General features: G+C 67.3%; 21 protein-coding genes. 11 read left to right on the top strand and 10 right to left on the bottom strand.

The genetic code is table 11. The annotated features are described in order from the left end of the window. Positions 1-3 precede the first annotated feature (3 nt). Genes ACFC0O_RS00800 through ACFC0O_RS00820 form a run of 5 tightly spaced genes read right to left on the bottom strand, consistent with a single transcriptional unit; the run spans position 4 to position 6,196 of the window. Positions 4-399, bottom strand: a complete 396-nt coding sequence (locus ACFC0O_RS00800; RefSeq protein ID WP_375952458.1) for a hypothetical protein — start codon at positions 397-399, stop codon at positions 4-6. A 10-nt stretch (positions 400-409) separates the two neighbouring features. Next, complete coding sequence (locus ACFC0O_RS00805; protein ID WP_375952461.1) at positions 410-946, bottom strand: GNAT family N-acetyltransferase; 537 nt, start codon at positions 944-946, stop codon at positions 410-412. A gap of 44 nt (positions 947-990) precedes the next feature. Beyond that, entirely contained in the window at positions 991-2,085 is a 1,095-nt protein-coding gene (gene meaB / locus ACFC0O_RS00810; RefSeq protein WP_375952464.1) for a methylmalonyl Co-A mutase-associated GTPase MeaB, read from the bottom strand. After that, positions 2,082-4,334, bottom strand: a complete 2,253-nt coding sequence (gene scpA / locus ACFC0O_RS00815; RefSeq protein WP_375952467.1) for a methylmalonyl-CoA mutase — start codon at positions 4,332-4,334, stop codon at positions 2,082-2,084. The genes meaB and scpA overlap by 4 nt, the downstream gene beginning before the upstream one ends. A gap of 2 nt (positions 4,335-4,336) precedes the next feature. Then, positions 4,337-6,196 carry a methylmalonyl-CoA mutase family protein gene (locus ACFC0O_RS00820; RefSeq protein ID WP_375952469.1) on the bottom strand — a complete coding sequence of 620 codons (1,860 nt, stop codon included), beginning with the start codon at positions 6,194-6,196 and terminating at the stop codon, positions 4,337-4,339. 339 nt (positions 6,197-6,535) lie between these two features. Here ACFC0O_RS00820 and ACFC0O_RS00825 point away from each other — a divergent pair, with 339 nt between their 5' ends. Next, a complete protein-coding gene (locus tag ACFC0O_RS00825) occupies positions 6,536-7,213 on the top strand; it encodes a TVP38/TMEM64 family protein (protein ID WP_375952471.1) in 678 nt (225 codons plus the stop codon). Here the strand turns inward: ACFC0O_RS00825 and ACFC0O_RS00830 are convergent. The 4 genes from ACFC0O_RS00830 to ACFC0O_RS00845 all read right to left on the bottom strand — a co-directional run bounded on the left by ACFC0O_RS00830 (position 7,194) and on the right by ACFC0O_RS00845 (position 13,244). After that, entirely contained in the window at positions 7,194-8,960 is a 1,767-nt protein-coding gene (locus ACFC0O_RS00830; protein ID WP_375952473.1) for a tetratricopeptide repeat protein, read from the bottom strand. The two genes, ACFC0O_RS00825 and ACFC0O_RS00830, sit on opposite strands and share 20 nt — an antisense overlap. After that, positions 8,957-10,810 (bottom strand): hypothetical protein, encoded by a 1,854-nt coding sequence (locus ACFC0O_RS00835; protein WP_375952475.1) that lies wholly within the window; start codon positions 10,808-10,810, stop codon positions 8,957-8,959. The genes ACFC0O_RS00830 and ACFC0O_RS00835 overlap by 4 nt, the downstream gene beginning before the upstream one ends. Further along, positions 10,782-12,119 (bottom strand): ABC transporter substrate-binding protein, encoded by a 1,338-nt coding sequence (locus tag ACFC0O_RS00840; RefSeq protein ID WP_375952478.1) that lies wholly within the window; start codon positions 12,117-12,119, stop codon positions 10,782-10,784. Before ACFC0O_RS00840 ends, ACFC0O_RS00835 begins: the two co-directional genes overlap by 29 nt. Before the next feature lie 174 nt (positions 12,120-12,293). Next, positions 12,294-13,244, bottom strand: a complete 951-nt coding sequence (locus tag ACFC0O_RS00845) for a pyridoxamine 5'-phosphate oxidase family protein (RefSeq protein ID WP_375952481.1) — start codon at positions 13,242-13,244, stop codon at positions 12,294-12,296. 408 nt (positions 13,245-13,652) lie between these two features. Here ACFC0O_RS00845 and ACFC0O_RS00850 point away from each other — a divergent pair, with 408 nt between their 5' ends. The 3 genes from ACFC0O_RS00850 to ACFC0O_RS00860 are packed head-to-tail and all read left to right on the top strand — an operon-like array spanning position 13,653 to position 16,380. Then, the gene (locus ACFC0O_RS00850; RefSeq protein WP_375952484.1) at positions 13,653-14,531 is read left to right on the top strand and encodes an ABC transporter permease; all 879 of its coding nucleotides are present in this window, start codon (positions 13,653-13,655) and stop codon (positions 14,529-14,531) included. Further along, positions 14,528-15,586, top strand: coding sequence for an ABC transporter substrate-binding protein (locus tag ACFC0O_RS00855; protein WP_375952487.1), 1,059 nt, complete (start codon positions 14,528-14,530; stop codon positions 15,584-15,586). Before ACFC0O_RS00850 ends, ACFC0O_RS00855 begins: the two co-directional genes overlap by 4 nt. Continuing rightward, on the top strand, positions 15,583-16,380 hold the full coding sequence (locus ACFC0O_RS00860) for an ABC transporter ATP-binding protein (protein ID WP_375952490.1): 798 nt from the start codon (positions 15,583-15,585) through the stop codon (positions 16,378-16,380). Before ACFC0O_RS00855 ends, ACFC0O_RS00860 begins: the two co-directional genes overlap by 4 nt. A gap of 90 nt (positions 16,381-16,470) precedes the next feature. Here ACFC0O_RS00860 and ACFC0O_RS00865 read toward each other — a convergent pair whose 3' ends face one another. Further along, positions 16,471-16,800: a transglycosylase family protein gene (locus ACFC0O_RS00865; RefSeq protein ID WP_364635025.1), complete on the bottom strand. Its 330-nt coding sequence runs from the start codon at positions 16,798-16,800 to the stop codon at positions 16,471-16,473. A gap of 476 nt (positions 16,801-17,276) precedes the next feature. On the opposite strand from ACFC0O_RS00865, the gene ACFC0O_RS00870 reads away from it, so the two are divergent. The 7 genes from ACFC0O_RS00870 (at position 17,277) to ACFC0O_RS00900 (ending at position 25,658) form a co-directional block, all read left to right on the top strand. After that, positions 17,277-18,065 carry an IclR family transcriptional regulator gene (locus tag ACFC0O_RS00870; protein WP_375952493.1) on the top strand — a complete coding sequence of 263 codons (789 nt, stop codon included), beginning with the start codon at positions 17,277-17,279 and terminating at the stop codon, positions 18,063-18,065. A 112-nt stretch (positions 18,066-18,177) separates the two neighbouring features. Then, positions 18,178-19,278, top strand: coding sequence for an ABC transporter substrate-binding protein (locus ACFC0O_RS00875; protein ID WP_375952496.1), 1,101 nt, complete (start codon positions 18,178-18,180; stop codon positions 19,276-19,278). Continuing rightward, positions 19,275-20,108, top strand: coding sequence for an ABC transporter ATP-binding protein (locus ACFC0O_RS00880; protein WP_375952498.1), 834 nt, complete (start codon positions 19,275-19,277; stop codon positions 20,106-20,108). The genes ACFC0O_RS00875 and ACFC0O_RS00880 overlap by 4 nt, the downstream gene beginning before the upstream one ends. Continuing rightward, positions 20,101-21,051, top strand: coding sequence for an ABC transporter permease (locus tag ACFC0O_RS00885; RefSeq protein ID WP_375952501.1), 951 nt, complete (start codon positions 20,101-20,103; stop codon positions 21,049-21,051). Before ACFC0O_RS00880 ends, ACFC0O_RS00885 begins: the two co-directional genes overlap by 8 nt. 18 nt (positions 21,052-21,069) lie before the next feature. Beyond that, positions 21,070-22,410, top strand: a complete 1,341-nt coding sequence (locus tag ACFC0O_RS00890) for an LLM class flavin-dependent oxidoreductase (RefSeq protein ID WP_375952504.1) — start codon at positions 21,070-21,072, stop codon at positions 22,408-22,410. Positions 22,411-22,444: 34 nt separating this feature from the next. Next, positions 22,445-23,377 (top strand): TauD/TfdA dioxygenase family protein, encoded by a 933-nt coding sequence (locus tag ACFC0O_RS00895; RefSeq protein ID WP_375952507.1) that lies wholly within the window; start codon positions 22,445-22,447, stop codon positions 23,375-23,377. 187 nt (positions 23,378-23,564) lie between these two features. Then, complete coding sequence (locus ACFC0O_RS00900) at positions 23,565-25,658, top strand: phosphocholine-specific phospholipase C (protein ID WP_375952510.1); 2,094 nt, start codon at positions 23,565-23,567, stop codon at positions 25,656-25,658. Positions 25,659-25,707: the final 49 nt, after the last annotated feature.

Raw genomic sequence — 25,707 nt, forward strand, 5'->3', positions numbered from 1 at the left:
GTCTTATCCCTTCGCGCTGCCCGGCGCGCGGAGCAGCCAGCGCCAACGCGGAAGTTCGGCAACCACCGTGGCACATGCCAGCACGGTCACGAGGACAGCGACCCACGGATACCAGGCAATCCACGCGCTGACCACCGCCGCGACGAGTTGGAGGACAACCAGGGCGATCGTCACGATGCCCGGAACCGGGAGGAGGGTCTGCTTCTTGTCCCCGGGCGTGGAGAACGCGGTCGGCAGGCCGATGAGCACAATCACCGAAAGAACCGCCAGCACCACCGAATGCTCGGCTAGAGCCCAGGGGGTTGCGATCCAGGCGATGAGTTCGGTGGTGAAACGGAGGACCGAGGGGATGCGGCCGCGGTCGGTGAGGTTGGGCGAGACGGTTGCGGGGTCGAGCATGGCGGTCAGCCTAGGTGGGAAGCCAGGTGTATTCGAGTTCGGTGAGGGTGAAGCCCTGGGGGAAGTGGGCGGGGCGGCGGTCGGTGCGTTTGCCGCCGTGGCGTTCGTAGAACGCTATGGCCGGGGTGTTGGCTTCGAGGACTTCGAGATAGAGGGTGCGGCCGGGGTGTTCGGTGGTGACCCAGGTTTGAGCGTGGGTCAGGAGGCGGGTGCCGGTGCCGGTGCGTTTGAGGGTGGGGTGGACGTGGAGGTTGTCCAGGAGGATGCGGCCGTCAGGTTGTGGAGTGAGATAGACGAATCCGATCAAGGTGGCCGCGTCCGTCGAGGTAGCCGTGTCCGCCAAGGTGGCCGCGTCCGTGGCGACGAATAGGGCCGCGCCGGGGGTAAGGGTGGTCAGGCGGTGCTGCCACAGCGCCAGGCGCTCTTCGTAGAGCGGCCCGTTGAGGTAGTCGGCGGGCATGATGTCCGCGTAGGCGGTGCGCCAGCTCTCGGTGTGGAGGGTGGCGACCGCCTCGGCGTCGGCGAGAGTGCCGGGGGTGATGGTCATCGGCGCTCATTCGTGATGGTCATCGGCACTCCCGGTGCTGGTCATCAGTGCTCGTCGAAGGCTCGGAGGAGTTCTTCGGCGGCCAGGGCGGGGGTCAGTGAGCCCGCGCGGACCTGGGATTCGACCTGGGCGCGAACGGATTTCACGTTCGGGTTGTCGGACAGGCGGCGCAGCAGGCTGTCGTTGACCATGGTCCAGGTCCAGTCGATTTGCTGGCGGCGGCGCTTCTCGGCGAATTCGCCCGCCTCGGTGAGGACCTTGCGGTGGGTGAGGACGGTGTCCCAGAACTTGTCCAGGCCAACGCCGTTCAGGCCGCTCATGGTGATTACCGGTGGGTGCCACAGGGAATCGCGGGGGTGGATGAGGCGCATGGCCCCGGCCAGTTCGCGGGCTGCGGCCTTGGCTTCGAGTTCATGCTTGCCGTCGGCCTTGTTGACCGCCACCAGGTCGGCCAGCTCCAGGACGCCTTTCTTGATGCCCTGCAACTGATCTCCGGTGCGAGCCAGGGTGAGGAAGCAGAAGACGTCGACCATATTGGCGACCGTCACCTCGGACTGGCCTACGCCCACCGTCTCGACCAGGATCACGTCGTAGCCCGCCGCCTCCAGCAGCACGATCGTCTCGCGGGTCGCCTTGGCGACACCGCCGAGCGTGCCCGCGGTGGGTGACGGGCGGATGAATGCGTTGCGCTCCACCGAAAGTCGCGCCATCCGGGTCTTATCGCCCAGGATCGAACCACCGGTGCGAGTCGAGGACGGATCCACCGCCAGCACCGCCACCCGATGCCCCTGCTCGATCAGCGACATGCCCAGCGAGTCGATGAACGTCGACTTACCCACGCCCGGAACACCGGTGATACCAACACGATTGGATACCACCGCATCCGTCGCGGGCGTCAGGCGCAGCAGCAGCTGCTGCGCCAGTTCACGATGATCACTCCGGGTGGATTCGACGAGGGTGATGGCGCGCGCCAACCCGGCCCGCTCCCCCGCCCGCACCTGCTCCGCGAGCTGATCGACATCGACGGCCCGCTTCACACCGCGCGCCGCGGCCTGGGGCCCGCCCGCTGCGCGGACCCCGGCGGTGGTGCCCAGCCGCGGGTGAGGGTCACCCGCGGCCGCACGCACGGCGTCGCTCATTCGGCCGCGCCGGTGCCGATCTCATGGCCCAGTGAATCGGCCAATTTCTTGATCAGATCGATTGCGGCGTCGGCGATTACGGTGCCGGGCGCGAAGATCGCCGCCGCACCGGCCTCATACAGCTCGGCGAAGTCGCCGGGCGGGATGACGCCGCCGACCACGACCATGATGTCGGACCGGCCGACATCGGCCAGCGCCTGCCGCAGGGCGGGCACCAGCGTGAGATGGCCTGCCGCCAGCGAGGAGACGCCGACAATGTGCACGTCATTGTCGGCGGCCTGCTGGGCCACCTCTTCGGGGGTCTGGAACAGCGGGCCCACATCGACGTCCATGCCGAGGTCGGCGAACGCGGTGGCGATCACCTTCTGACCGCGGTCGTGCCCGTCCTGACCCATCTTGCAAACCAGGATGCGGGGGCGGCGGCCTTCGGCCTCGGCGAACTCGTCGACGAGTTCGATCGCCTTACTGATGTTCGACACCTTGCCGGCCTCCTCACGGTAAACACCGGAGAGCGTGCGGATTTCGGCCTGATGGCGGCCGTACACCTTCTCCAGCGCGTCGGAGATCTCACCGACGGTGGCCTTGGCGCGCGCGGCCGCGATCGCCAGCGCCATCAAGTTGTTCTCCATACCGCCCTCGGAAGAGGCTGCGGCACGGGTCAATTCGGCCAGCGCACGTTCACATTCGGCGGTATCGCGCTCGGCGCGCAGGCGCACCAGCTTCTCGTTCTGCTCGGCGCGCACGCGCGAGTTCTCGACCTTGAGGACCTCGATCTCCTGGTCCTCTTCGGCCTGGTACTTGTTCACGCCGATGACGGCCTGCTGGCCGGTGTCGATGCGCGCCTGGGTACGGGCCGCGGCCTCTTCGATGCGCAGCTTCGGAATGCCTTCCGAAATCGCCTGCGCCATACCGCCGTGCGCCTCCACCTCGGCGATATGCGCCCGCGCGCGCTCGGCGAGCTGATGGGTCAGCCACTCCACGTAGTACGAGCCACCCCACGGGTCGATCGGCCGCGTGGTGTTGGACTCCTGCTGGATCAACAGCTGGGTATTACGCGCGATACGAGCGGAGAAGTCCGTCGGCAGTGCCAGCGCCTCATCGAGTGCGTTGGTGTGCAACGACTGGGTATGCCCCTGGGTCGCGGCCATGGCCTCGACACAGGTGCGCGCCACATTGTTGAACACGTCCTGCGCGGTCAGCGACCAGCCCGAGGTCTGCGAATGGGTGCGCAGTGACAGCGATTTCGCGCTCTTGGGCTCGAACTTGGCGACCAGCTCACTCCAAAGCAGGCGTCCCGCACGGAGTTTGGCGACCTCCATGAAGAAGTTCATGCCGATGGCCCAGAAGAACGACAGTCGCGGCGCGAACTTGTCGACCTCCATACCGGCTTCGATACCGGCCCGGATGTACTCCACGCCGTCGGCGAGGGTGTACGCCAGCTCCAGATCGGCCGTGGCTCCGGCTTCCTGAATGTGGTAGCCGGAGATGGAGATCGAGTTGAACTTGGGCATCTTGGCCGAGGTGTAGGCGAAGATATCGGAGATGATCCGCATCGACGGCTTCGGCGGATAGATGTAGGTGTTGCGGACCATGAACTCTTTCAGAATGTCGTTCTGAATGGTTCCGGCCAGCTGTTCGGGCTTGACGCCCTGCTCCTCGGCGGCCACGACGTACAGCGCCAGAATCGGCAGCACCGCACCGTTCATGGTCATCGATACCGACACCTGGTCCAGCGGAATCTGATCGAACAGTTCCCGCATATCCAGGATGGAGTCGATGGCCACACCGGCCATGCCGACGTCACCGGTCACGCGCGGATGATCGGAGTCGTACCCGCGGTGCGTGGCCAGGTCGAAGGCGACCGACAGACCCTTCTGACCCGAGGCCAGGTTGCGGCGGTAGAAGGCGTTCGAATCCGCGGCGGTGGAGAAGCCCGCGTACTGGCGAATCGTCCACGGCTGATTCACGTACATGGTCGGGTACGGACCGCGCAGGAACGGCGCGATACCCGGTACCGAGTCCAGCGGATACCCCTCGGCCACAATGGCATCGCGGTCCGCCTTGGTGAATACCGGTGGCACGTCGATGCCTTCGGGCGTCGCCCAGGTGAGCTGTTCGGGCGCATAGTGATTGGCGGCCGCGGCCGCGGCCACGAACTCCTCGACCTGCGCGGCCTCCACGGGGGCGCTATCGGGCTCCCCGAGCGGAACCTCGGCGAAATTGCCGATCAGATGCTTGATATCGCTCATCTCTATGCTCCCAGCTTCTCCAGCAGGCCGGACAGCGCCGTCACCGCATCCATCCGCGCCGTCAGGAATCCGTCCGGACGCTGTGCGCCGGTCAGGTCGGCCACCGCTTTCTCGGCTCCGGCCAGCAGCACGGTGGTGACACCGGCCGCGCGCAGAGCGTCGACCGCGGCGGCGGCATCGGTGCCGTAGCGCGGGTCCGAACCACACAGCACCGCGACCGAGACACCGGATTCGGTTGCCGCCGCGCCGATTCCGTCCGCGCTCAGCACGCCCGGGTTGATCGGTTCGATACCGCCCGAGGCCAGTACGTTCGCGCTGAAGGTGACGCGCACGTTGTTCTCCGACACCGGGCCCAGCGGTACGAGCAGGGCCTTGGGCCGTGCACCGTTGGCCGCCAGGTAGGCATCGGAGCGGTTGCGCAGCGCCTCGAAGGCCGCGCCGTAGCGGGCGATCGGGCTGGCCGCGCGGGCCGCCTCGGACAGCGGCTCCTCGTTCAGGTTCGGGAATTCATTGACGCCGGTGACGGCCGTCTTGCGGTGTGCCACATCGGAATCGCGCTCGGCGCGGGTCGCCTCGATGCGTTCGGCGAGCAGGCCCGCCTGCAATGCGGCGAGGTATCCGCCCGCGGCCTCGATCTCCTGCATGAACTCCCATGCCTTGGCGGCGAGTTCATCGGTGAGCGATTCGACGTACCAGGAGCCCGCGCCCGGGTCCTGCACATGTCCGAGATGCGATTCCTCGAGCAGCAGCAGCTGGGTATTGCGCGCCATGCGCTCGGTGAATGCCTGCGAGACACGGAGTTCCCCGGCGGGCAGCGCGTCGTCGAAGGGCAGCACGGTGACGATATCCGCGCCGCCGACGCCCGCGCCGAACGCGGCGAGGGTGGTGCGCAGCATGTTCACCCACGGATCACGCTGGGTCATCATGGCGGCGGAGGTGACGGCCTGCTGCGGGGCATTGCCGTAGTCGGGCGCGCCGACGACCTGCGCCACGCGCGCCCAAAGACGGCGGGCCGCACGGAATTTGGCGATGGACTCGAACTGGTCGTCGGTGGCCGCGAAGCGGAATCCGAGCTGATCCAGCGCATCGGCGATATCCGCGCCCGCATCGGTGAGCGCGCGCAGGTATTCGAGTCCGGCCGCCACGGCCGCACCGAGCTCCTGCGCGGCGGAAGCGCCCGCATTGTGGAATGCGATGCCGCATACGGTGATCGCGCGAATATTCTCCGGCCGCGCCACCGCCTGCTGCGCCAGGGTGATGGCCCCGTCCAGATCGATGGCGGAGGAACCGGCGAACAGGCTGGTCAGCGGAGTAGCGCCGAGCGAGACCTGAATTCCGGTGCGATCGGCCACTTCATAGCCGTCGAGCACCGAGAACAGTTGCGCCGCAGCCTCGGCGGCGGCGGGACCCGCGTCCAGGGCAAGTGGGGCGAGCTCGAACAGCAGTCCGTTGAGCGCCGCGGGAAGCTCCGTCACCGGAACGCCGCGGTCCGCGACACCGAGCCAGACCGCACTCACGCCGTTTTCCAGCGCGTCGAGTATCTGCCGGTTTACAGTGGCCCCGTCGGATCCCCCGAAGCGCTGGCTGACGAACCAGCCGCGATGCACATCGCGAGTGGCGTCACCGCCGCGCACGAACGGGAAGGCGCCCGGCAACGGCTGCTCGGGCAGCTCATCGCGACGGGTGTAGAGGGGGTTGACGGTAAGACCGTCATAGGTGGTGACCGCGAGCAGCTTCTCCGGCTCTTCCGGGAGTTCCGAGACCTCGACCCTGCGGGCCTTGGCCAGCACTCCGGCAACACCCTTGCGCCAGGCGGCGTACCCGGGCACCGGATCGGCGTCCGGGTCTGAAGCAATCGGCATAGCTGCTGTTCCTTCTTCCACTCACTGACCAAACGACCGGTTTGTAATGCATCCGCACTGCTCAGAGGTCATTTCGGTTAACGAGCATTCCTCGTCTTTCCCCTGATGCTAGCGGGATGGCTGTGATTCCTGTCCACTGAGTCTCACTACCAGTGAGTAACCTGGCAAGTTGCCAATAACCCTTCCCGCCCGGGTCCGACCGGAATCCGAACTGTTCAGCATGGGTATCACCATCCTTGCGGAGCCAGCCACAGCCGCGCAGCGCGCGGTCGGTAAAGTCCGCATCCGACCCATGGTGCGCACGAGGAGGACGGCGGCATTCGCGAAGTAGTGAGCGGTATGGCCGGATTGCTCGGCCGACTGCGCCAGCCGCGCGTGTTGGCGACGCTGATCGGTATCGCCGTGCTGTTCGGATTGGCCGCCTTCGCACCGCATCCCGCACCACAGCAGATTCGCGACTGGGCCGATTCGGTCGGACCGCTGCTGCCGCTGGTGTTCTTCGTGGTCCACACACTGGTCTGCGTGGCACCGTTCCCGCGCACCATCTTCACCCTCAGCGCGGGCATGCTGTTCGGGCCTTGGGAGGGCCTGGCATTGGCGGTATCGGCCACCACGCTCAGCGCGGTGCTGGCATTGCTGCTGGTGCGCGCGCTGGATCAGGATCGGGTGCGCGCGCGGCTGACCCATCCGGCGGTGCGCGCGGTGGACGCGCGGCTGGCACGGCGCGGCTGGCTGGCGATCGGCTCGCTGCGGCTCATCGCCTTCGCGCCTTTCTCGGTGGTGAATTACTGCGCGGGACTGTCGTCGGTGCGGATGAAGCCGTATTTGGTCGCGACCGTGCTCGGGATTCTGCCCGGGACCGTCGGCACGGTGCTGCTCGGTGACGCGCTCACCAGTAAGACCTCGCCGGGGCAATTGATACTCACCGCAGCCTGTTTGGCGGTGGGCGTGCTCGGGCTCGTCATCGATGCGCGGGTCGCGGTGCCCGAGCCGGAGGTCATGCCGGAGTCGGTGTAGGCCCCGGGGTGTCGGCCGAACCGTCGGACTCGTCCGGACGCAGCGGCCAGCGATCGATGCGTCGTAGCGGGCGCACCCCACGGCGTACGGAGCCGGGAGCGGTACGCAGCGTATGCGCCGCGCGGTCCGAATAGGTCTGTGCGAAGCGCGCATCCGGATACAGTTCGCGGGCGTGCGCCAGCCATCCGGTGGCCTGGCGCAAAACCTCGGCCGCCTGGGCGTCGCCCGCCGGATCGAGCAGATGCGCCCCGAGCCCCGGATCCAGCACCGCCACCGAGCCCAGATGCTGCAGACAGCGCCCGATGCCGAGACGATCATCGAGGGCACGCCATTCGCTCAGCGCCTCCTGCCACGAGCGCAGTGCCCGGCGCGGCGCGCCCACCGCCCAGTCGAGAATGCCGAGCACCTCGTGCACATGCGCCAGCCCGGCCGGATCCCGGCCGTCCACCGCGAGGGATTCGGCGAGTTCGAGGCGATCGCGGGCGGCGTCGAGGCGGCCCTGGCGCAGATGCACCAGGGCCAGATTCACCAGCGCACAGACCTCACCGGCCACGTCCTCGCGCGGCAACCGCCACCAGGCGGCCTCCAGCGCGGTCGCGACGCGGTCCAGTTCCGGTGCGGCGGAATTCAATTCGGCCAGCGCCCAGCGGTGACCGGCGCGGGCGCGCAGGTTCGTGAGCAGCGGGCGCGGGCGGATGCGGGACGGCGGGGTGTACGCGGGGTCCGCGCGGATTCGGGCCAGTTCCGCGATCGCGGGGAACCCGGCCCGCGCCGAACCGCCCACGGGCGACGGCGGACTCCCCGGCGGTGGCGGGCCACCGCCGGGCGGTATCGGATCCCGGCGCGGGTCAGGTGCGATGCGGATCATCACCGTCGCGGTACCGGAATCATTCTCGCCCTTGCCGATTCGCGCGTACCAGGAGTCCAGCGCATCGGCGATGACGGCGAGCTGCGGCACCGTCATCCGCAGCCGCCGCAACTCGGGGGTGTCCGCGCACCGCTCCAGCAGGCGGCGCAATCTGGGCTCCTCGGTCCGGAACCAGCGCCGCGCCACCGCCGACCGCTCCGGATCATCCAGTGCCGCAGCCCATCCCGCCGCATGCTCGGCCCGGCGGCGAATGAGTTCATTGCAGCCCGCACGCCATTCCGGCAGCGACCGGACCGCGGCCGTCCCGGGTTCGACGGGAACCCGAGCCAATCGGCAACGGCCCGATGTCAGCTGTTCGAGTACCCCGCGCCGCACCAATTCAGCCGATATCTCGGTGGCGGTGCGATGCTCCGGCAGAGTGGATCCGGCGGGCAGCCGGGCGCGAGCGGTGCCGATGGCCGCGAGCACCTCGAGCAGAATGCCGATCTCGAAATCCCGCGCGGGAAGTTCACGCAGGACCGCGGCTTCCCGATAGCCGTCCAGGGTGGCGTCCTGGACGGGGTCGATCGGTTCCGGCCACGGCGCACCCGGTTCGGGGAGTTCCCCGTCGCGTTCACGATGCTCCGCGGCCATCGCCGTGGTGGCCCGGAAGACCAGGATCAGACCGGCGATGACGACCAGGGGCATGAGCACCCAGCCCAGTACACCGGACAGCAGCGTCACCACGACGTTCTCCTTGAACGCGTCGGTGATCGAGATCCGGCCGAGCTCACCGATCAGACCGGTGCCCAGCACCATCATCGCGCCCAGCATGCGTTGCAGCACACCGGATTTCGGGGTGGCGATGACATTGGAATCGGCGTCGCGGGAGCTGGTCATCGCACCGCTCCCCCGGTCAGGCCGGGCACCAGCCAGCGTCGCCAGAACAGCAGCAGCAATGTCACCGGAACGACCGCCGACACCAGCGCACCGGCCGCGAGTTGTGCCGCGTTCTGGTCGAATTGGCGGGTGTCGCCCCACAGCAGCAGCGCCCACGGGCTCGCACCCGCACCGCTGATCAGCAGGCCGATGAAGAAGTCGTTCCAGACCTGAATGAACTCGAGGACAGCCACCGCGCCGAGGGCCGGGCGGACAGCGCGCAGAACCCGGCCGGTGACCACCCGCGCGGGCGCGAGACCGTAGAGCGCGTCCGCGGCCGGGGTGTACGCGGGCGCGAGCAACGCGCCGCGCAGAATGAGTATCGCGATGGGCAGTCCAGCCGCGGCATGGGTGAAGATCAGCGGCACCCTGGTGCCCGCGAACCCCCACGCATTGATCACATCGTGCAGCGGTCCCAGATACATCTGCGCGGGCAGCACCGTCAGAAACACCAGGCAGGGCACCACGATTCGAGCCCCGATACCGGTGCGCACCGCGGCCAGCCGATGCGCGACCTGCACCGAGACCAGCAGCACGATGAGCGTGACGAGTACCGCGACGCTCGCGGTGATGCCGAGCGCACGCCATAGGCCGCCGTCATGCCCGATCGCGCGCAATTGTGCGCGCACCGAGCGGCCGGAGCCGCCGAGCGCCTCCCACGCCAAGATGCCGATCGGGATCAACGCGACACCCGTCAAAACCAGCACCGTCAGCCACTGCGCGAAACCCGTTCGCTCCCTGCCCGTTTCCGGAATCCGCGTGGTCGCCGTCCAGCTCATTCGATGCCCGCGAATACCAGCCTGCGCCCACAGCGCGGCCAGCCCGAGCGCCACGGCCAGCGGCAGCGCGTAGGCGGCGGCCTCACCGCACCACGGACCGCATGCCGCCGAGGTGCGCCACCAGTACACGGTCGCGCTGTCGATCTGGTACTGCATGGAGCGCGGCACCGAGGCCAGGATGGCATCGAACACGCGGGCCGCCGCCACACCGACGACCAGCATGGCGATCAACCACACCGGTTGCACCAGTCGCAGCAGTCGAAATACCAAGTGCGGCCGGGTTTCCTCGTAGAGCTCCCCGGCTCGCACCTCATCGGCCTCGATACCGAGCAGGGCCGCGCGGAACAGGCCGGTGAGCAGGCCGAGCCAGGTCCACGCGAAGGCCAGCACCAGCAGCACCCCGAAGGCGATGCGATACGCGATGACGCCGCCGAGTTCGCGATTCTCGGTCAGGTGGTCGAAGAGCAGGCGGAACGCGATGCCCGCGGTGAACGCCGAAATGCCGAACGGCACGATCAGCGGCCGCCACATCCAGCGGAATCGGCGGGTGAACCAGGCGATCGCCAGCGCCAGCAGCACCAGCAGCGCCGCGACGATCACCCATCCGACGGTGTACAGATAGGCACGCACGCCGTCCGGGGTCAGGCCGCGGCCGATGAGGATCACGCCGACGGCGGCGACCACGACGGTCCAGGTGATCGCGACCGCCAGCACGGCCGGTAGCCCCGGGTAGCGGCGCTTGATATCTCCCGCGATGGCCGGTGGGATCGCGGCGAGCACCAATAGCCCGCAGCCGAGCGTCAATCCGGGCCGGGCCCGGGCCGCGAGCCAGACGGTATAGAGCGACGGGGCCACGATGAAGACCGTGATCAGGCCGAGCGCTGGCAGCAGAATGACCGCGCCGATCCATTTGCGCGGATGCCTGCCCGGAATCAACGGGCCGGACAGGCGGCGCGGGGCCAATTCCAGGTCGAGGCCGTGCGAATGCAGTGCGTCCATGATCTCAGTCGCGCCGCCGTCGTTCGAGTTCATCGATGGCGGCGACGGTATCGCGCACCGCCGTATCGATGCCCTCGGTATCGAGTGCGGTCAGAAAGTCGGTCAGCGCTCGCCACAGGTCGAAACGGCCACCGCTGGAACCGATTCGGTCGCCGAGGTCGAAGGCGGTCCAGTCGCGGAAGCGCGCGGCGACCGGTGTGATCAGTGGTGAATACTGCTGCGGGGTGGCCTGATTCGCGGCGACGAAACCGCCGTAGCGGGTGATCCAGGGCAGCGCGGCTCGCGGTTGCGCGAGCAGGGATACCAATTGCGCCGCGGTGTCTTTCGCGGATGCGGTCACCACCATGACGTCGCCACCGGCGATCAGCGGCGCACCGCGGGCACCGCCCGGGAATGGCGCGACACCGACCGTGCTCTCCAGCGACGCGGCCGGGACGCAGGCGCGCACGATCGGCTCGGCGAAGTCCGGGGCAACCACCATGAGCGCCGAATGACGCTGGAACACATCGTGAATCGCATCCGGGAACTGCCGGGTTAGGGTTTTGCCGATATCGCCGGGAAAGGCGTGCCGATGACCCCACACCGCCGCCAGATCGCGCAGCGCGGAGCCGAGATCGGCGGGTGGTTGTCCGCTCGCGTCCAGCCACAGCGCCGGATTCGCCAGCCGGTCATAGACTTCGGGATATTCCGCCCACAGCACGTTCTCGAAGAAGTCGGTCAGCACCCAGCCGTCCGCCGCGCCGAGCGCGAGCAGGCTCATCCCCGCATCCGATACCGCGTCCATATGGCTCGGCCATTCACGAAATGACCAGGTGCCGGGGTCCGGCAGTCCCAGTTTCCGCAACCGCTCCCGGTCGTACCAGATGAGCGATTTGCAGGCCTGTTTGAACGGCAGCCCGTACAGCCGGTCACCGGCGGAGGGAATCCGCAGCAGCGATTGCCAGCCCGGGGCGTACTCGGCGGCTCCCCCGGCGGTCCACAGCGCATCGTCGAGTGGCCGTAATCGCTTGTCCTCGGCCAGTTTCCGCACCTGTCCGGCCTGCGGGAGCATGACGATATCGGGGGCCGAACGCCCCGCGCCGAATACCGTGCCGATATCGTCCCCGAGCGGTATCACCTCGGTGGGATGCCCGAAATCGACCGCGGTGAGCACACTTTCGAAGGCATCGAGCTCCGAGCCACCCCAGGAGACCGCGATCCGCACCGCATCCGAGCGAGACCCGAATCCGGGCGCGCAGGCCGCGGTGACGGGCAACAGCACACCCGCTCGCAGCACCGCTCTCCGTGTCGCCATACCCGCCCCGCCCACCCCGGGCCGCGCTTCGGCCGTGCCGGTGAGCATGTAAAACCTTACTGCCCGAGCACGTTCCGAGCGGGGACTTACCCGAATCGGCAAGAGTGCGCGGCACTCCAGCGGATCGCGCCCAGCGGTCCCGCCCGCCCATTCGCCCCGACGGCATACTCTTCGTCGCCATAGCCGCCGCGGCGCGCGTACCGGGCGCCGCGGCTCTATCCACTAGCGGAGCGCGTCGAGCAAGCCTTCCTTTTGCGCTTTCTTCAGGCCGCGACGAGCCAGGAAACCGTTCGCGAGCAGTAGCAGGGTCTTGTTCGGGGGTGCGGCGAAGCCGGAGGCGGTGTGCGGGGCGTACGTGCCCGTTTCACCGTCCGCCTCGAGCCAGCCGGTGTGCTGACGCGATTCCAGGCCGATCAGTTTGGGCCGGTAGTCGTGCGCGAGCAGCCCGGCGCGGCGACCGCCGCCGGGAGCGCCGGCCGCGATGGCGAGGCTCAGACCTGCGGGCCCGGAACCGCTGATATCGACCGGGACGATCGTGGGGTAGCCGTCCGCCTGTCGATAGGACAGCAGCCGGAAGGGCAGGCGATCGGCTTTGGCCGCGGCCTTGTCCACCTCGACCCGCGGCGCGGTGCCGCCCGCGGGCGGCTTCTGCGAGGGCGCGCTTCCGGTCGGCAGTGGTTCACCGAAAACCTCTGGAGCCCCGGTGGTTTCGAGGTCCGGCCAGGCCACGATGCGATGCACCGCGACGGTCACCACCACGCGGTCGGCGTAGTACGCGCTCAACCAGCGATCCCAGAACCGGCCCTGTTTCGGCGGTCCCATGAACGGCACGACACGCGCACCGATGTCTTCCATGGTGGCCCGATCCGGCGTCACGTCGAATGTCGCGGTGCCCTGCACCAGCACATACAGCGCGTTCGAGAAATCGCCCAGACCGTGCTTGCGCGAGTGGAAGGCAAGCGCCACTTGCGGATTGCGCTTCATCCGCTCCAGCTTGCGCCCGAAGCCGAGGGAGGTGGTGAAGCCGACCGTGCCCCGCTCCCGATCCCGCAGCCCGATCGGCGCGACCGCCGAGACCACCGCACCACCCGCCGGGGTGAGATAGGCCAGCGCGCAGGTCAGATCACCGCCGAGGACCTCGTCCACCTCGTCCGGCCAGGTCACAACAGTCATACAGAGGAGCGTAGGCCGCCATATCCGACACCGGGCCGTGACGAGATAACGCTTGGATAATGGCTCCGCACACGCCGCGCGGCGGCTGGACACCCGCGCGGATTGCCGCCGATCGCAACGCCACTGACGGCTCGGCCGCACATACCGGGCGCGGCGGCGGCCACCGGCACCGTCCGGTTGCCGCCGAGGTTGCCCGGCCGCTGCGATGGCATGCCTGCCGACCCGGAGAACGCACCGGGGCGGCGGATCGCCCACCTCGCTCGTCGACGTGTGCTCAAACGCACGCACTTCAAATCACGGTGATCGTGTATCTGGGCAGAGTCGCGCGCGGAGGAAAGGATCGGGCCGGACGGTTATGGCCCCTCGACGGGAGGCGGCCGACCGCGACGGCATCGGAGGACGGGCGGCATGATCAGCATCGGGGCGACCCGAACCGCTACGCGCGCAGCGGAACTCGGCAAAGCGCAGACCACCGGCCGGTCCGGGCGGGTGCGCGGGATCGGGGTGCGGGTGCTGTCGCTGGCCGTGCTGCTGGGGCTGTGGTGGGCGATCAGCGCGGCGAAGATCGTCGATCAGCAATTCCTGCCGACGCCCGGGGCGGTGTGGCGGGCATTCGTACGCGCCAACAGCTGGCATGAGCTGGCCCCGGGTGTGCCGCGAGAAGTGCGCGGCGAGCAGAACTACTTCCTCTGGGAGCATCTGCTGGCCAGTTTGCAGCGCATCGGCGTGGGTGCCGGAGCGGCCGTAATCCTCGGTCCACTGGTGGGTTTCGGGCTGGGGACCTCGCGCACGCTCGCCACGATCGTCGAGCCGTATCTGAACTTCCTGCGCGCCCTCCCCCCGCTCGGCTATATCGGCCTGCTCATCGTCTGGTTCGGCATCGGTGACACCTCGAAGATCTGGCTGCTGTTCCTGGCCGCGTTCCCGCCGCTGGTGATCGCCACCATGACCGGCGTGCACGGGGTTTCGGCGGACCGCGTCAACGCGGCACGCTCCCTCGGCGCGAATCGCCGTCAGGTCATCACCCGGGTTCTGTTGCCCGCCACCCTCCCCGAGGTCATCGGCGGCATCCGCGTGGCCATCGGATTCGCCTGGACCACCGTCGTCGCCGCCGAACTCGACAACGGCATTCCGGGCATCGGCGGTCTCGCCTATCTGTCCGGTCAGCGCCTCGACACCCCGCTGACCATGGCCTGCATCATCGTTATCGGTCTCACCGCGCTCGGGTTGGACGCGGCGATCAAGCGGATCGGCGACCTCGCCGTTCCATGGAAAGGCAAAGCATGAAACGCAAACTTGTCGCATTGGCACTGGCCGGAGTCCTCGCCGCGGCCCTCTCGGGCTGCGTAGAGTCCGGACGGACCGATCAGTCACGCGCGGGCGGCGACAAGGTGGCGTGCCCGGTACCCGTCGACGAATCCTTCACCGGCACAGTGCGACTGGGATATCAGGACATTCCCAATGGTGCGCTCGTGGTGAAGGATGCCGGGCTGTTGGAGACCTGCCTGCCGAAGGCGAAGATCACCTGGAGCAAGTTCGCTTCGGGGGCGACGGTTATTCAGGCGTTCGGGTCCAATTCGCTGGATTTGGGACTGCTCGGGAGTGCGGCTGCGGCGCGGGCGATTTCGGCTCCGCTGAATATCGATATGAAGGTGGTGTGGATTCACGATGTGATCGGGTCCGCGGAATCGCTGGTGGTGAAGGATCCGGCGATCACCTCGGTGGCGGGGCTGCGCGGGAAGAAGATCGCGGTGCCGTTCGCCAGTACCTCGCATTACAGTCTGCTCGGTGCGCTCGCGGCGGCCGGAATCGAGCGGGATGTGACGCTCGTAAACCTCACGCCCGACGCGATTCTCGGCGCGTGGCGCGATAGCGGTATCGACGCGGCGTTCATCTGGGAGCCGACGCTGACCGAATTGCTGAAGAACGGGCATACCGTCACCACCGCGGCCGAAACCGCCAAGGCCGGGAAGCCGACGTTCGATCTCGAGGGTGCGCGCGGCGATTTCGTGAGCGCCAATCCGAAGTTCCTCACGGTGTGGACGGCCGCGCAGAACTGGGCGGTGCATCAGCTCGCCAACGATCCGCAGGCCGCGGCCACGCACATCGCCGCGCAGCTCGGTATCTCGGTGGACGCGGTGCGCAAGCAGCTGCCGGGCTATGTCTTCCTCGATGCCGCGACGCAGGCGGGCGCGCCCTACCTGGGTAAGCAGCTCGGCTCCGATCTGCAGGGTTCGGCGCAATTCCTGTTGAGCCAGGGCGAGATTCAGGGTCTGGCCGCACCGGAGAAGTACGCCGGGGCGGTCTACGCCGATGCCGCGACGGCGGCGAGCGCCAAGTGAGTTCCGCTGTCGCACAGCGTGATCGGGTCGTACTGAGCGAGGTGTCCAAGACCTACGACACCGCGACCGGATCGACGGTGGCACTGTCCCCCACCGATCTGGTCATCGAACCCGGCGAGTTCGTGAGCGTGGTCGGGCCGTCCGGTTGCGGTAAGACCACGCTGCTGCAACTGCTCGGTGGCTTCCTCACCCCGACCACCGGCGCGCTGCTGGTGGGCGCGGACCCCATCGCGGGTCCGAGTCCGGAGCGCGGTGTGGTGTTTCAGGCCCCGACGCTCTACCCGTGGCTGTCGGTGCGCGGGAACATCGAGTTCGGGCCCAAGTGCCGAGGTGTGGACAAGCGGACCCGGCGCGCGGAGTCCGATCGTCTGCTGGACCTGGTCGGCCTGGGCGATGTGGGCGGTAAGCGGCCGTATGAGTTGTCCGGCGGTATGCAGCAGCGCGCGCAGATCGCCCGGGTGCTGATCAACGATCCGCGCATCATCCTGATGGATGAGCCGTTCGGGGCCCTGGATCAGCTCACCAGGGAGCGTTTGCAGGTCGAACTGCTGCGACTGTGGCGGCAGGCGGGCAAGACCGTGGTCTTCGTGACCCACTCGGTGGAGGAGGCCGTATTCCTGTCCACCCGGGTGCTGGTCATGAGCGCCCGGCCCGGCCGGATCATCCTGGACCGCCGGATCGACCTGCCGGGCGATGACGCGGACGCCGTGCGCGAGCTGCGGGTCACCGCGACCCCGGAGTTCCAGGCGCTCAAATCCGAACTGGCACAGGCGATCTACGACGCCCACCGCTAGCGGTACAGACGCGAAATGGCCCCGGATCGCCATTGATCCGGGGCCATCGTCATGCTTGGTGCGCCGGTCGAACCGGCAGCGCGCGGTACCTTAGAGGTACGCGCCGCAGTGCGGCCACGCGCCCGCGCCCTGACCGGCGAGCACGTTCTCGGCCACGCGGATCTGCTCCTCGCGGCTGGCGTTCGCGGCATTGCCCGCGCCGCCGTACGCGTTCCAGGTGCTCTGGGTGAACTGCAGGCCGCCGTAGAAGCCGTTACCGGTGTTGGCGGCCCAGTTGCCGCTGCTCTCGCACTGCGCGACGGCGTCCCAGTTGCCCGAGGCAGCCGAGGCGGTGCCGGTGGACATCGCGAACGGGACAGCGGCGAGGATGCCGGTGGCGGCGGTGGCGACGAGCATGCGGGTGCTGAACTTGCGAGTCATATGGGATTCCTGGCCTGCGCCCAATCGGCCCGCGCTCTCAGCAGCGGGTCCCCGTCCCCAGGGATGTCGGTTTCGTTCGAACCGCGGGACGGGGTTGCCGGTGTTCGGCGGTTCGATTTCGGACTCGGTGATTCGAGCCGTGAACGACGGTAACGGAACAATCACAACTAATCACGGGGCAATCACGGACGGTTGACAAATTGGCGTCGACCGCACTCGCGGAGTTTATGCAGACAGCACCGGACGAATGGTGAATTACATTGTTCGAATTCATCGCCGATAATGTGACGGAGGCCACTCGAAAATAGTGACCCGGGTCGCGTAATAGAAATAGTTTTTCGCCGATGCGCGATCTTCCCGGGACCCCGTTCGACCTGCTTCTCGAGACCTGCGATCGGGGTGCGCACAACCATTGCCGCCGGTCAGAGCCATGGTCATAGTTCCGGGACTACTGTTTCGTCCCCGCAGGAGGATCCATGGCCACCGAGGAACCACGCTCCGGAGCACGCGCGGTCGACCGCGCGATCGGGGTCTTGAGCTGCTTCGAAGGCGATCCCGAACTGTCGGTGAGCGAGCTGGCGCACCTGGCGGATCTACCCGTGAGCACCGTGCATCGGCTCGCCCAGGCGCTCGTGCGCGGACGACTGCTCGAACAGGATCCCGCGACCGACCGTTACCGCATCGGTCACGGCCTGGCATCGCTGGCCCGGCCCGCGCTGGGCCGCTTCGGCCTGGACTCGGCCGCGCCCCACCTCTACGCGCTGGCCGCCGGAATCGGCATCACCGTGAGCGTGAGCATGGCCGAGGACCGGGACGCGGTCACGGTGTTCCAGGCCAGGCCACCGGTGTATTTCTGCCCCAACCAGCTGCCCCGGGACCGGCGGCCGCTGCGTGACAGCGCCGCCGGGCACGCGCTGCTGGCCTTCTCCCCCTTCGACACCATCGCCGAGGAGCACGCGGCCCGGCGCGATACCCGCCCGGCGCGGACCGCCGGACTGCACACCGATCTCGATCGCGTCCGGCGCAGTGGCTTCGCCACCGAGTTGATGCCGACCGACGACCCCATTCGCGCGGTCGCGGTCCCCATCGTCGGACCGGACAAACGAGTGCGCGGCGCACTCGCGGTACAGGCGCGTTCGGCACGGCTCAATGCCGAGCTCATACGAAATATCGTGCCCGCCATGCGGATCACGGCCGGGCGCATCGCACCCCTGTTCCAAACTGTCGGCGGGCCAACGGATTCCGCCGAATTAGAATCACGCTGATTTCCACATCGTGAAAAGACGATTGCCGCGCGCTCTCGGCGTCGACACCATCTGATCAACCGATCATTCCTGAATACGCGTTACCGCGTACGCGTTCATCGAAAGAATCACTATGGCTTCCGCTTCCAGACCCGCACGGGCCTTTCGAACCGCACGAACGTTGCGAATCCTCGCCGCCGCGTTGGCGATTACCAGCGCGGTCGGGGTTCTCACCGGTTGCGGTAAGTCCGAGCCCGCCACCACCGCCGACGGGAAAACCGTTGTGCGCTACCAGGGCACGACCGGACAGGTGACGCCGTACGAGCTCGCCGCGGATCTGGGCTATTTCAATAAGATCAGCCTGCACTGGGAGGGCGATACCACCAGCGGTCCCGCCAATATCCAGGCCGCGGCGACCAAACAGATCGAATTCGGCAGCGCTTTCAACGGTGCGGTCATCAAGCTGGTCGCCGGTGGCGCACCGGTCACCGCCGTGCTCAGTTCCTATGGGGCGGACGAGCAGTCGTACACCGGCTACTTCGTACGGGACGATTCGGGCATCACCTCGGCGCGCGATCTGATCGGCAAGAAGGTCGGGGTCAATACCCTGGGCGCGCACCACGAGTTCGTCACCCGCGAGTGGCTGCACCAGCAGGGACTCAGCGACGCCGAGATCAAGCAGGTGCAGCTGGTGGTGCTGCCGCCGGCCAATACCGAGGACGCGCTGCGCAAGGGTCAGATCGACGCGGCGGCGCTGGGTTCGGTGTTCCGCGATAACGCCGTCGATCGCGGCGGACTGCATCCGCTGTACACCGATAAGGATTTGTTCGGCAAATTCGATTACGGCACTTACGTTTTCCGCAATGACTATCTGAAGTCGCAGCCTGACGCGGTGGCCGACTTCGTGCAGGGCACCGCCCGCGCCACCCGCTGGCTCCAGGTGACCCCGCGCGATCAGGTGGTGGCCCGCTTCGAATCGATCATCACCAAGCGCGGCCGCAATGAGAACACCGGACTGCTGAAGTACTACAAGAGCTCGGGCATCCCGGTGCCGGGCGCGGTGGTCGAGGACCGCGAGTTCCAGGTGTGGATCGACTGGCTGGTGCGCAATGGCGAACTGCCCGCGGGCAAGTTCCAGGCCAAGGATCTCTACACCAATAAGGACAACCCGTACAGCAACGGCAAGTATCCGGCGGGCGCCGGGCCCAGTGGTGAAGCGGCGGCGGCGAAATGAGCGGGGTCAAGCTCGCGCTGAGCGGTGTGCGCAAGGACTTCCCGGTGCGCGGGGAGAACGCCGCCTTCACCGCGCTCGAGGACATCACGGTCGATGTGCGGGACGGGGAGTTCCTGGTTCTGGTCGGTCCCAGTGGTTCCGGTAAGTCCACGCTGCTGGATCTGCTGGGCGGCCTGAGCAAACCGACCACCGGGCAGATCCTGCTGGATGGCGCGCCCATCAACGGACCTGGACTCGATCGCGGGATCGTCTTCCAGCAGTACGCGCTGCTGCCATGGCGCACCGCCCGCACGAATATCGAATTCGGCTTGGAGGCCAAGGGAATTCGACGCCGTGAGCGTCGTCAGATCGCCGAGCACTACCTCGAATTGGTCGGCCTGGCCGGATTCGGCGACCGCTATCCGCATGAACTCTCCGGCGGTATGAAACAGCGCGTCGCCATCGCCCGCAGCCTGGCCTTCGATCCGGAGGTGCTGCTCATGGACGAGCCGTTCGCGGCCCTGGACGCGCAGACCCGGGAATCGTTGCAGGACGAGCTGCTTCGCATCTGGAAGGCCACCGGCAAGACGATTCTGTTCATCACCCACGGCATCGACGAAGCCGTCTACCTCGGCCAGCGCGTCGCGGTGCTCACCTCGCGGCCCGGCCGGGTCAAGGCGGTCGTCGATATCGCACTGGACCGCGACGGGGACGCCGATATCCGATCCAGCGAGAGCTTCCGCGAAGTGCGGCACCACATCTGGTCGCTGCTGCGCGATGAAGTCGCCCGGGCGCAGGGCCAGGAGACCGCCGCGCTCGCCGCCACCGACAGGAGAGCCAGCCATGTCTAGCGCACTTCAGGTCACCGCAACGGCCGGACTGAGAGGGTCCGGCGTCGACCGCGATACGACCGCACCATCGGGCGCGGTCTCGTCCTCGAACGGCGAGACGGTAACACCTACCGAGCTCGCATCCACCCGAGCTGTTCCCGCCCCGACGGTTTCCACAGCGCGCATTGCCAGGGTCGCCGGGCGGCTGGCATGGCGGATCATCAAGCCCAGCTTGGCGATTGTGCTGTTCCTGATCCTCTGGCAGCTCGCGCCGCGATTCGGGTTGGTGGATCCGGTCTTCCTGCCGCCGTTCTCGGATGTGTGGTCGGCGGGGCTGGAGCTGTTCCGTTCCGGTCAGCTCGGCGAACACGTGTCGGCGAGCCTGACCCGCTCGGGCATCGGTTTCTCGATCGCGGTGGCCTCCGCCATTCCGGTGGGCGTGGCCATCGCCTGGTATCGGCCGGTCGCGGAATTCATTTCCCCGATTCTCGAACTGTTCCGCAATACCGCCGCGCTGGCGCTGCTTCCGGTGTTCGTGCTCATTCTCGGCATCGGCGAGACCTCCAAGATCGCACTGGTGGTGTACGCCAGCTTCTTCCCGATCCTGCTGAACACCATCAGCGGTGTGCGCAGTGTGGATCCGCTGCTCATCAAATCCGCTGTATCGCTTGGTTTCTCACCCATCCCGCTGTTCGCCAAGGTGGTGCTGCCCGCGGCCGTGCCCGCCATCTTCACCGGTATCCGCATGGCCGCCTCGGCTTCCATCCTGGTGCTGATCGCGGCCGAAATGGTCGGGGCGCGCGCCGGTCTCGGCTATCTCATCACCGCGGCGCAGCAGAACTTCCAGATTCCCGCCATGTACGCGGGCATCGTCACCATCTCGCTACTGGGACTCGCGTTCAACGGCCTGCTGGTCGCGCTCGAACGCCGACTGTCCCGCTGGCGCGTCCAGTCCGACCGCTGATTCGAAGGAACACTCTCCATGTCACGCAAGACTTTTCACATCAATGCCTTCCTGATGGGCGTCGGGCATCACGAGGCCGCCTGGCGGCATCCGCGCACCCGGGAGCATCAGGTGCTGGAGGTGGGTCATTTCCAGGAGCTCGGGCGGATCGCCGAACGCGGCAAGCTCGATTCGGTGTTCTTCGCCGACGGCCTCGCGGTCGGACCGCGCATCAAGCGCAATACCCTCGCCGTGTTCGAACCGGTCACCCTGCTGGCGGCCATCGCCACCGCGACCGAACACGTCGGGCTCATCGCCACCGCCTCGACCACCTATAACGAACCCTTCAATCTGGCACGCAAATTCGCCTCGCTCGATCACATCAGCGGCGGGCGCGCGGGCTGGAATATCGTCACCTCCGGCAATGAGGAGGAGGCGTTCAATTTCGGCTACGACTCCATTCCCGAGCACGCGCGCCGCTATGAGCGGGCACAGGAATTCGTGGATGTGGCCGTACAGCTGTGGGACAGCTGGGAGAGCGATGCCATCGTGCTCGATCCGGAAGACGGCGTCTTCGCCGATCCGGACAAGGTGCACACCATCGACTACCGCGGTGAGCGCTTCCAGGTGCGCGGACCGCTGAACTCCCCGCGTAGTCCGCAGGGCCGCCCGCTGCTGGTGCAGGCCGGATCCTCGGAGAGCGGAAAGGAATTCGCGGCCCGCTACGCCGAAGCGGTCTTCACCGCACAGCGCACGCTCGAGGAAGGCCGGGACTTCTATCGCGATCTCAAGTCGCGCCTGGCCAAGTTCGGCCGCTCCGCCGATGAGCTCAAGGTGCTGCCCGGTCTGGTGCCGTTCATCGCCGATACCGAGGAGCAGGCCAAGGCCCTGGAGCAGGAGTTCACCGATCTGATCTCCCCGGATTACGCACTGCGCCAGCTCTCCTCGCTGCTCGGCATCGATCTCACCGAACACGCCCTGGACGCGCCGCTGCCCCCGCTGCCGCCGGAAAGCGAGATCGAGGGCGGTAAGAGCCGCTTCACCCTGGTCAAGGAACTGGCCGAGAAGGAGCAGCTGACCGTGCGCCAGCTCATCGGCAAGCTCGGCGGCGGCCGCGGCCACCGCACCCTGGCGGGCACGCCCGAACAGATCGCCGACGATCTGCAGAGCTGGTTCGAGGGCGGCGCCGCCGACGGATTCAACATCATGCCGCCGTACCTGCCCGGCGGGCTCGAGGACTTCGTGGACAAGGTCGTCCCGATCCTGCAGGAACGCGGGCTCTTCCGCACCGAATACACCGCCACCACCCTGCGCGGTCACTACGGCCTGGAGCCGGTGGAGAGTCAGTTCGCGCTGACCGAAATCCAGGCCACCGCCTGAACTTTCCGTTATCCCGATTACGAAAGGCACGATCATGACCACTTTCGCCGATACCGGCACGCTGCGCGTCACTCCGGTCGCCGGGCATATCGGGGCCGAGATCACCGATATCGATCTGCGCGCTGAACTCAGCGATCAGCAGGTCGCCGACCTGACCGCGGCACTGCACGAATACAAGGTGCTGTTCTTCCGCGGCCAGGACATCGGGCATGCCGAGCACATCGCGTTCTCGCGGCGGTTCGGCGCGGTCACGCCCTCGCATCCGTATGACACCGACGCACCCACCGAGTTCCCGGAGATCCTGGCCGTGGACAGCCGGTTGTACGAGAAGCGGTTCGGGCGGCGCAAGTTCAGCTACACCAATCATTGGCACACCGATGTCTCCCCGCTCATCAATCCCCCGGCGGCCTCGCTGCTGCGGGCCGAGATCGCGCCCGAGCGCGGCGGTGACACCCAGTGGACCAATCTGGCGGCGGTGTACGAGGGTCTGCCCGATTCGCTCAAGTCGTTCCTGGACGGACTGCGCGCCGAACACCGGTTCGGCGGTAAGCAGCCCGCCTGGGATGCCGAGAGCGATTACGCCAAGAAGGTAGCCAAGGCGCCGCTGGTCACCGAACATCCGGTCGTCCGGGTGCATCCGGTGACCGGGGAGCGGGTGCTGTTCGTGAACCCGGGCTTCACCACCCGCATCGTGGGGCTGAGCCCGCGTCAGAGCGATGCCCTGCTCGACCTGCTGTACGCGGAGCTGTCCGATAGCGCGTACACGGTCCGATTCCGCTGGGAGAAGGGCAGTCTCGCGTTCTGGGACAACCGCGCCACCGCACATCTGGCCCCCAGCGATCTGGACCACCTCGATGTCACCCGGGTGCTCTACCGCACCACCCTCGAGGGTGAGGTGCCGGTGGGCGTCGACGGTGAGCCCTCGCGCGCCATCGCCGGAGAACGCTTCGGAGCGGTTGCCGACTGATACTGTCCGATCCATGCCGAGGGCCTTCGACCACGCACAGTCGAGGGCCCTCGGCCTGTGCCGTTCATGTTCCCGGCATCTCGGGCACGCGCTCGCCCACCTGCGGCAACCTTGGGCCTACGGACCTTCATACGGCGATCATCCGGCGATCACCGAATGTTCCTGTCCGGCTGCTGTACTTCGACGTATGGTCAACGTCTCTCGAAGGCGGCTGCTCGGCTCGGCGGCGACCATCGCGGCGGGCGCGGCGGCGGCCTCATTACTACCGTCTTCGCTGCACCGAGCCATGGCGGCACCGGTCCGGGCGGGCGGACTGGGCGCGATCGAACATGTCGTACTGCTCATGCAGGAGAACCGGTCGTTCGACCACTATTACGGGTCGCTCGCCGGGGTTCGCGGGTTCGGCGATGAGACCCCGCTACGATTGCGCAACGGTAACAGCGCGTTCCGCCAACCGCGCGGATCGAACGGTGAGGTACTGCCGTTCTCCGCGCGAGCGGCGGCCGCACGCGCGGGGCGGCCGGACAGCGATATCCAATATCTGGACAGTCTCGACCACGAATGGAACGGCAGCACCAAAGCCTGGGGGCAGGGCTGGTGGGATCGCTGGATCGAGGCCAAGAGCCCGGCCACCATGGCCTATTACGATCGCCGGGATCTGCCGCTGCAATACGAGCTGGCGGACACCTTCACCATCTGCGACGCCTACCACTGTTCGATGTTCGGCGGGACCAATCCCAATCGCAATTACTTCTTCACCGGCACAACGGGATTCGAGCCCGGCGGCCGCAAGCGGGCGGTGGACAACGCCGCCTACGACGCCCGGCATCGCGGCTACGACTGGACCACCTATCCCGAGCGACTCGAAGCGGCCGGAGTGTCGTGGCAGATCTATCAGGAGTGGGACAACTTCACCGATAACCCGATCGAGTACTTCCTGCCGTTCAAGCGCATCGGCAGCAAGGTGCTCGACAGTGTGCGCGGGCAGTATCTGACGACCGAGAAGTTCTACGAATCCCTGTCCGGGCGTTCACTTTCCGATCAACAGCGTTTGCTGCGACAGTTGAAAGCCGGGCGGGACAAGCTGACTCCCGCCGAGCGCAGCCTGTTCGATCGGGGCATGTTCCGCGGTGAACCCGACAGCCTGTTGCAGCGCTTCGCCGATGATATTGCCGCGGACCGGCTTCCGGCGGTGAGCTGGCTGGTGCCGCCCGCGCGCTATTCCGAACACCCCTCGGAATCGACGCCGGTGGGCAGTGCGTCCTTCATTCACAAACTCCTGGACATCATCGGATCCGATATCGACACCTGGTCCAAGACGGCGATATTCCTGACCTTCGACGAGAACGACGGCTATTTCGACCATGTGCCGTCACCGGTCCCGCCGCGACCGGCCTCCGGCAATGGCGACGACTGGTACGACGGGAAGGCCATCGGGCTCGGGGTGCGGGTGCCGATGACGGTCATATCGCCCTGGACCATGGGCGGATTCGTCTCCTCCGAGGTCTTCGATCACACCTCGGTGCTGCAATTCCTGGAACTGTGGACCGGGGTGCGCGAACCCAATATCAGTTCCTGGCGGCGCACCGTCTGCGGCGATATGACCTCGGTCTTCGATTTCACCGCCGCCGGAAAGCGGCCGCGGCTGGGCACGCCCGGGAGCGTGCCCGCCGCGACCTCCCGGTGGAAGGCGGAACCGCCGGGCGCGCAATCGCTTCCGATTCAGGAACCCGGGACGCGCAAGGCACGACCGCTCCCCTATCAGCCCGCGGTCTCGAGCACGCTGGACGGATCGACACTGTCGGTGACGCTCACCGATACCGGCCGGGCCGCAGCGCATTTCACCATCTATCCGTTCGCTGGAGTATCGGGCGATCCACGGCATTACGACGTCGCGCGCACCACCACCGAAAAGTTCACCGTGACAGGGAAATACGACCTCGTCGTGCAGGGACCGAATCGGTTCTGGCATGAACTGCGCGGTGACAGCACGGGGGCCGCGGCCGGAGTCCGGGTCGGGGCCGAACCCGGCACCCGCGGTACCCTCGCACTCGCGCTCGCCAATCATGGTGGGCGCGTTGTTGTTTTGACGGTCACCGCGCGGCGCGGTGGTGGCGATCCACGCCGGATCGAACTGGCATCGGGTGCCGATCAGCGCCTGGAATGGCCGACCCACGACGGCTGGTACGACCTGGAGATCACCGCCGAGGGCGATGCCGATTTCCGCCGTCGCGTCACCGGGCGCATCGAGGACGGCAATCCGGGTGTGAGCTCGGACTGACCACGCACCGGGCGCGGTCGGCGTGCTGGCACGTACGACCGTGGGGGTA

The sequence above is a fragment of the Nocardia sp. NPDC056100 genome (assembly GCF_042266325.1).
In the GTDB taxonomy this organism is placed as follows: Bacteria; Actinomycetota; Actinomycetes; order Mycobacteriales; family Mycobacteriaceae; genus Nocardia.

Coding starts and splice junctions, on each gene's coding strand:
- ACFC0O_RS00800 (WP_375952458.1), bottom strand. CDS start 399: ATGCTCGACCCCGCAACCGTCTCGCCCAACCTCACCGACCGCGGCCGC.
- ACFC0O_RS00805 (WP_375952461.1), bottom strand. CDS start 946: ATGACCATCACCCCCGGCACTCTCGCCGACGCCGAGGCGGTCGCCACC.
- meaB (WP_375952464.1), bottom strand. CDS start 2,085: ATGAGCGACGCCGTGCGTGCGGCCGCGGGTGACCCTCACCCGCGGCTG.
- scpA (WP_375952467.1), bottom strand. CDS start 4,334: ATGAGCGATATCAAGCATCTGATCGGCAATTTCGCCGAGGTTCCGCTC.
- ACFC0O_RS00820 (WP_375952469.1), bottom strand. CDS start 6,196: ATGCCGATTGCTTCAGACCCGGACGCCGATCCGGTGCCCGGGTACGCC.
- ACFC0O_RS00825 (WP_375952471.1), top strand. CDS start 6,536: ATGGCCGGATTGCTCGGCCGACTGCGCCAGCCGCGCGTGTTGGCGACG.
- ACFC0O_RS00830 (WP_375952473.1), bottom strand. CDS start 8,960: ATGACCAGCTCCCGCGACGCCGATTCCAATGTCATCGCCACCCCGAAA.
- ACFC0O_RS00835 (WP_375952475.1), bottom strand. CDS start 10,810: ATGAACTCGAACGACGGCGGCGCGACTGAGATCATGGACGCACTGCAT.
- ACFC0O_RS00840 (WP_375952478.1), bottom strand. CDS start 12,119: ATGCTCACCGGCACGGCCGAAGCGCGGCCCGGGGTGGGCGGGGCGGGT.
- ACFC0O_RS00845 (WP_375952481.1), bottom strand. CDS start 13,244: ATGACTGTTGTGACCTGGCCGGACGAGGTGGACGAGGTCCTCGGCGGT.
- ACFC0O_RS00850 (WP_375952484.1), top strand. CDS start 13,653: ATGATCAGCATCGGGGCGACCCGAACCGCTACGCGCGCAGCGGAACTC.
- ACFC0O_RS00855 (WP_375952487.1), top strand. CDS start 14,528: ATGAAACGCAAACTTGTCGCATTGGCACTGGCCGGAGTCCTCGCCGCG.
- ACFC0O_RS00865 (WP_364635025.1), bottom strand. CDS start 16,800: ATGACTCGCAAGTTCAGCACCCGCATGCTCGTCGCCACCGCCGCCACC.
- ACFC0O_RS00870 (WP_375952493.1), top strand. CDS start 17,277: ATGGCCACCGAGGAACCACGCTCCGGAGCACGCGCGGTCGACCGCGCG.
- ACFC0O_RS00875 (WP_375952496.1), top strand. CDS start 18,178: ATGGCTTCCGCTTCCAGACCCGCACGGGCCTTTCGAACCGCACGAACG.
- ACFC0O_RS00880 (WP_375952498.1), top strand. CDS start 19,275: ATGAGCGGGGTCAAGCTCGCGCTGAGCGGTGTGCGCAAGGACTTCCCG.
- ACFC0O_RS00885 (WP_375952501.1), top strand. CDS start 20,101: ATGTCTAGCGCACTTCAGGTCACCGCAACGGCCGGACTGAGAGGGTCC.
- ACFC0O_RS00890 (WP_375952504.1), top strand. CDS start 21,070: ATGTCACGCAAGACTTTTCACATCAATGCCTTCCTGATGGGCGTCGGG.
- ACFC0O_RS00895 (WP_375952507.1), top strand. CDS start 22,445: ATGACCACTTTCGCCGATACCGGCACGCTGCGCGTCACTCCGGTCGCC.
- ACFC0O_RS00900 (WP_375952510.1), top strand. CDS start 23,565: ATGGTCAACGTCTCTCGAAGGCGGCTGCTCGGCTCGGCGGCGACCATC.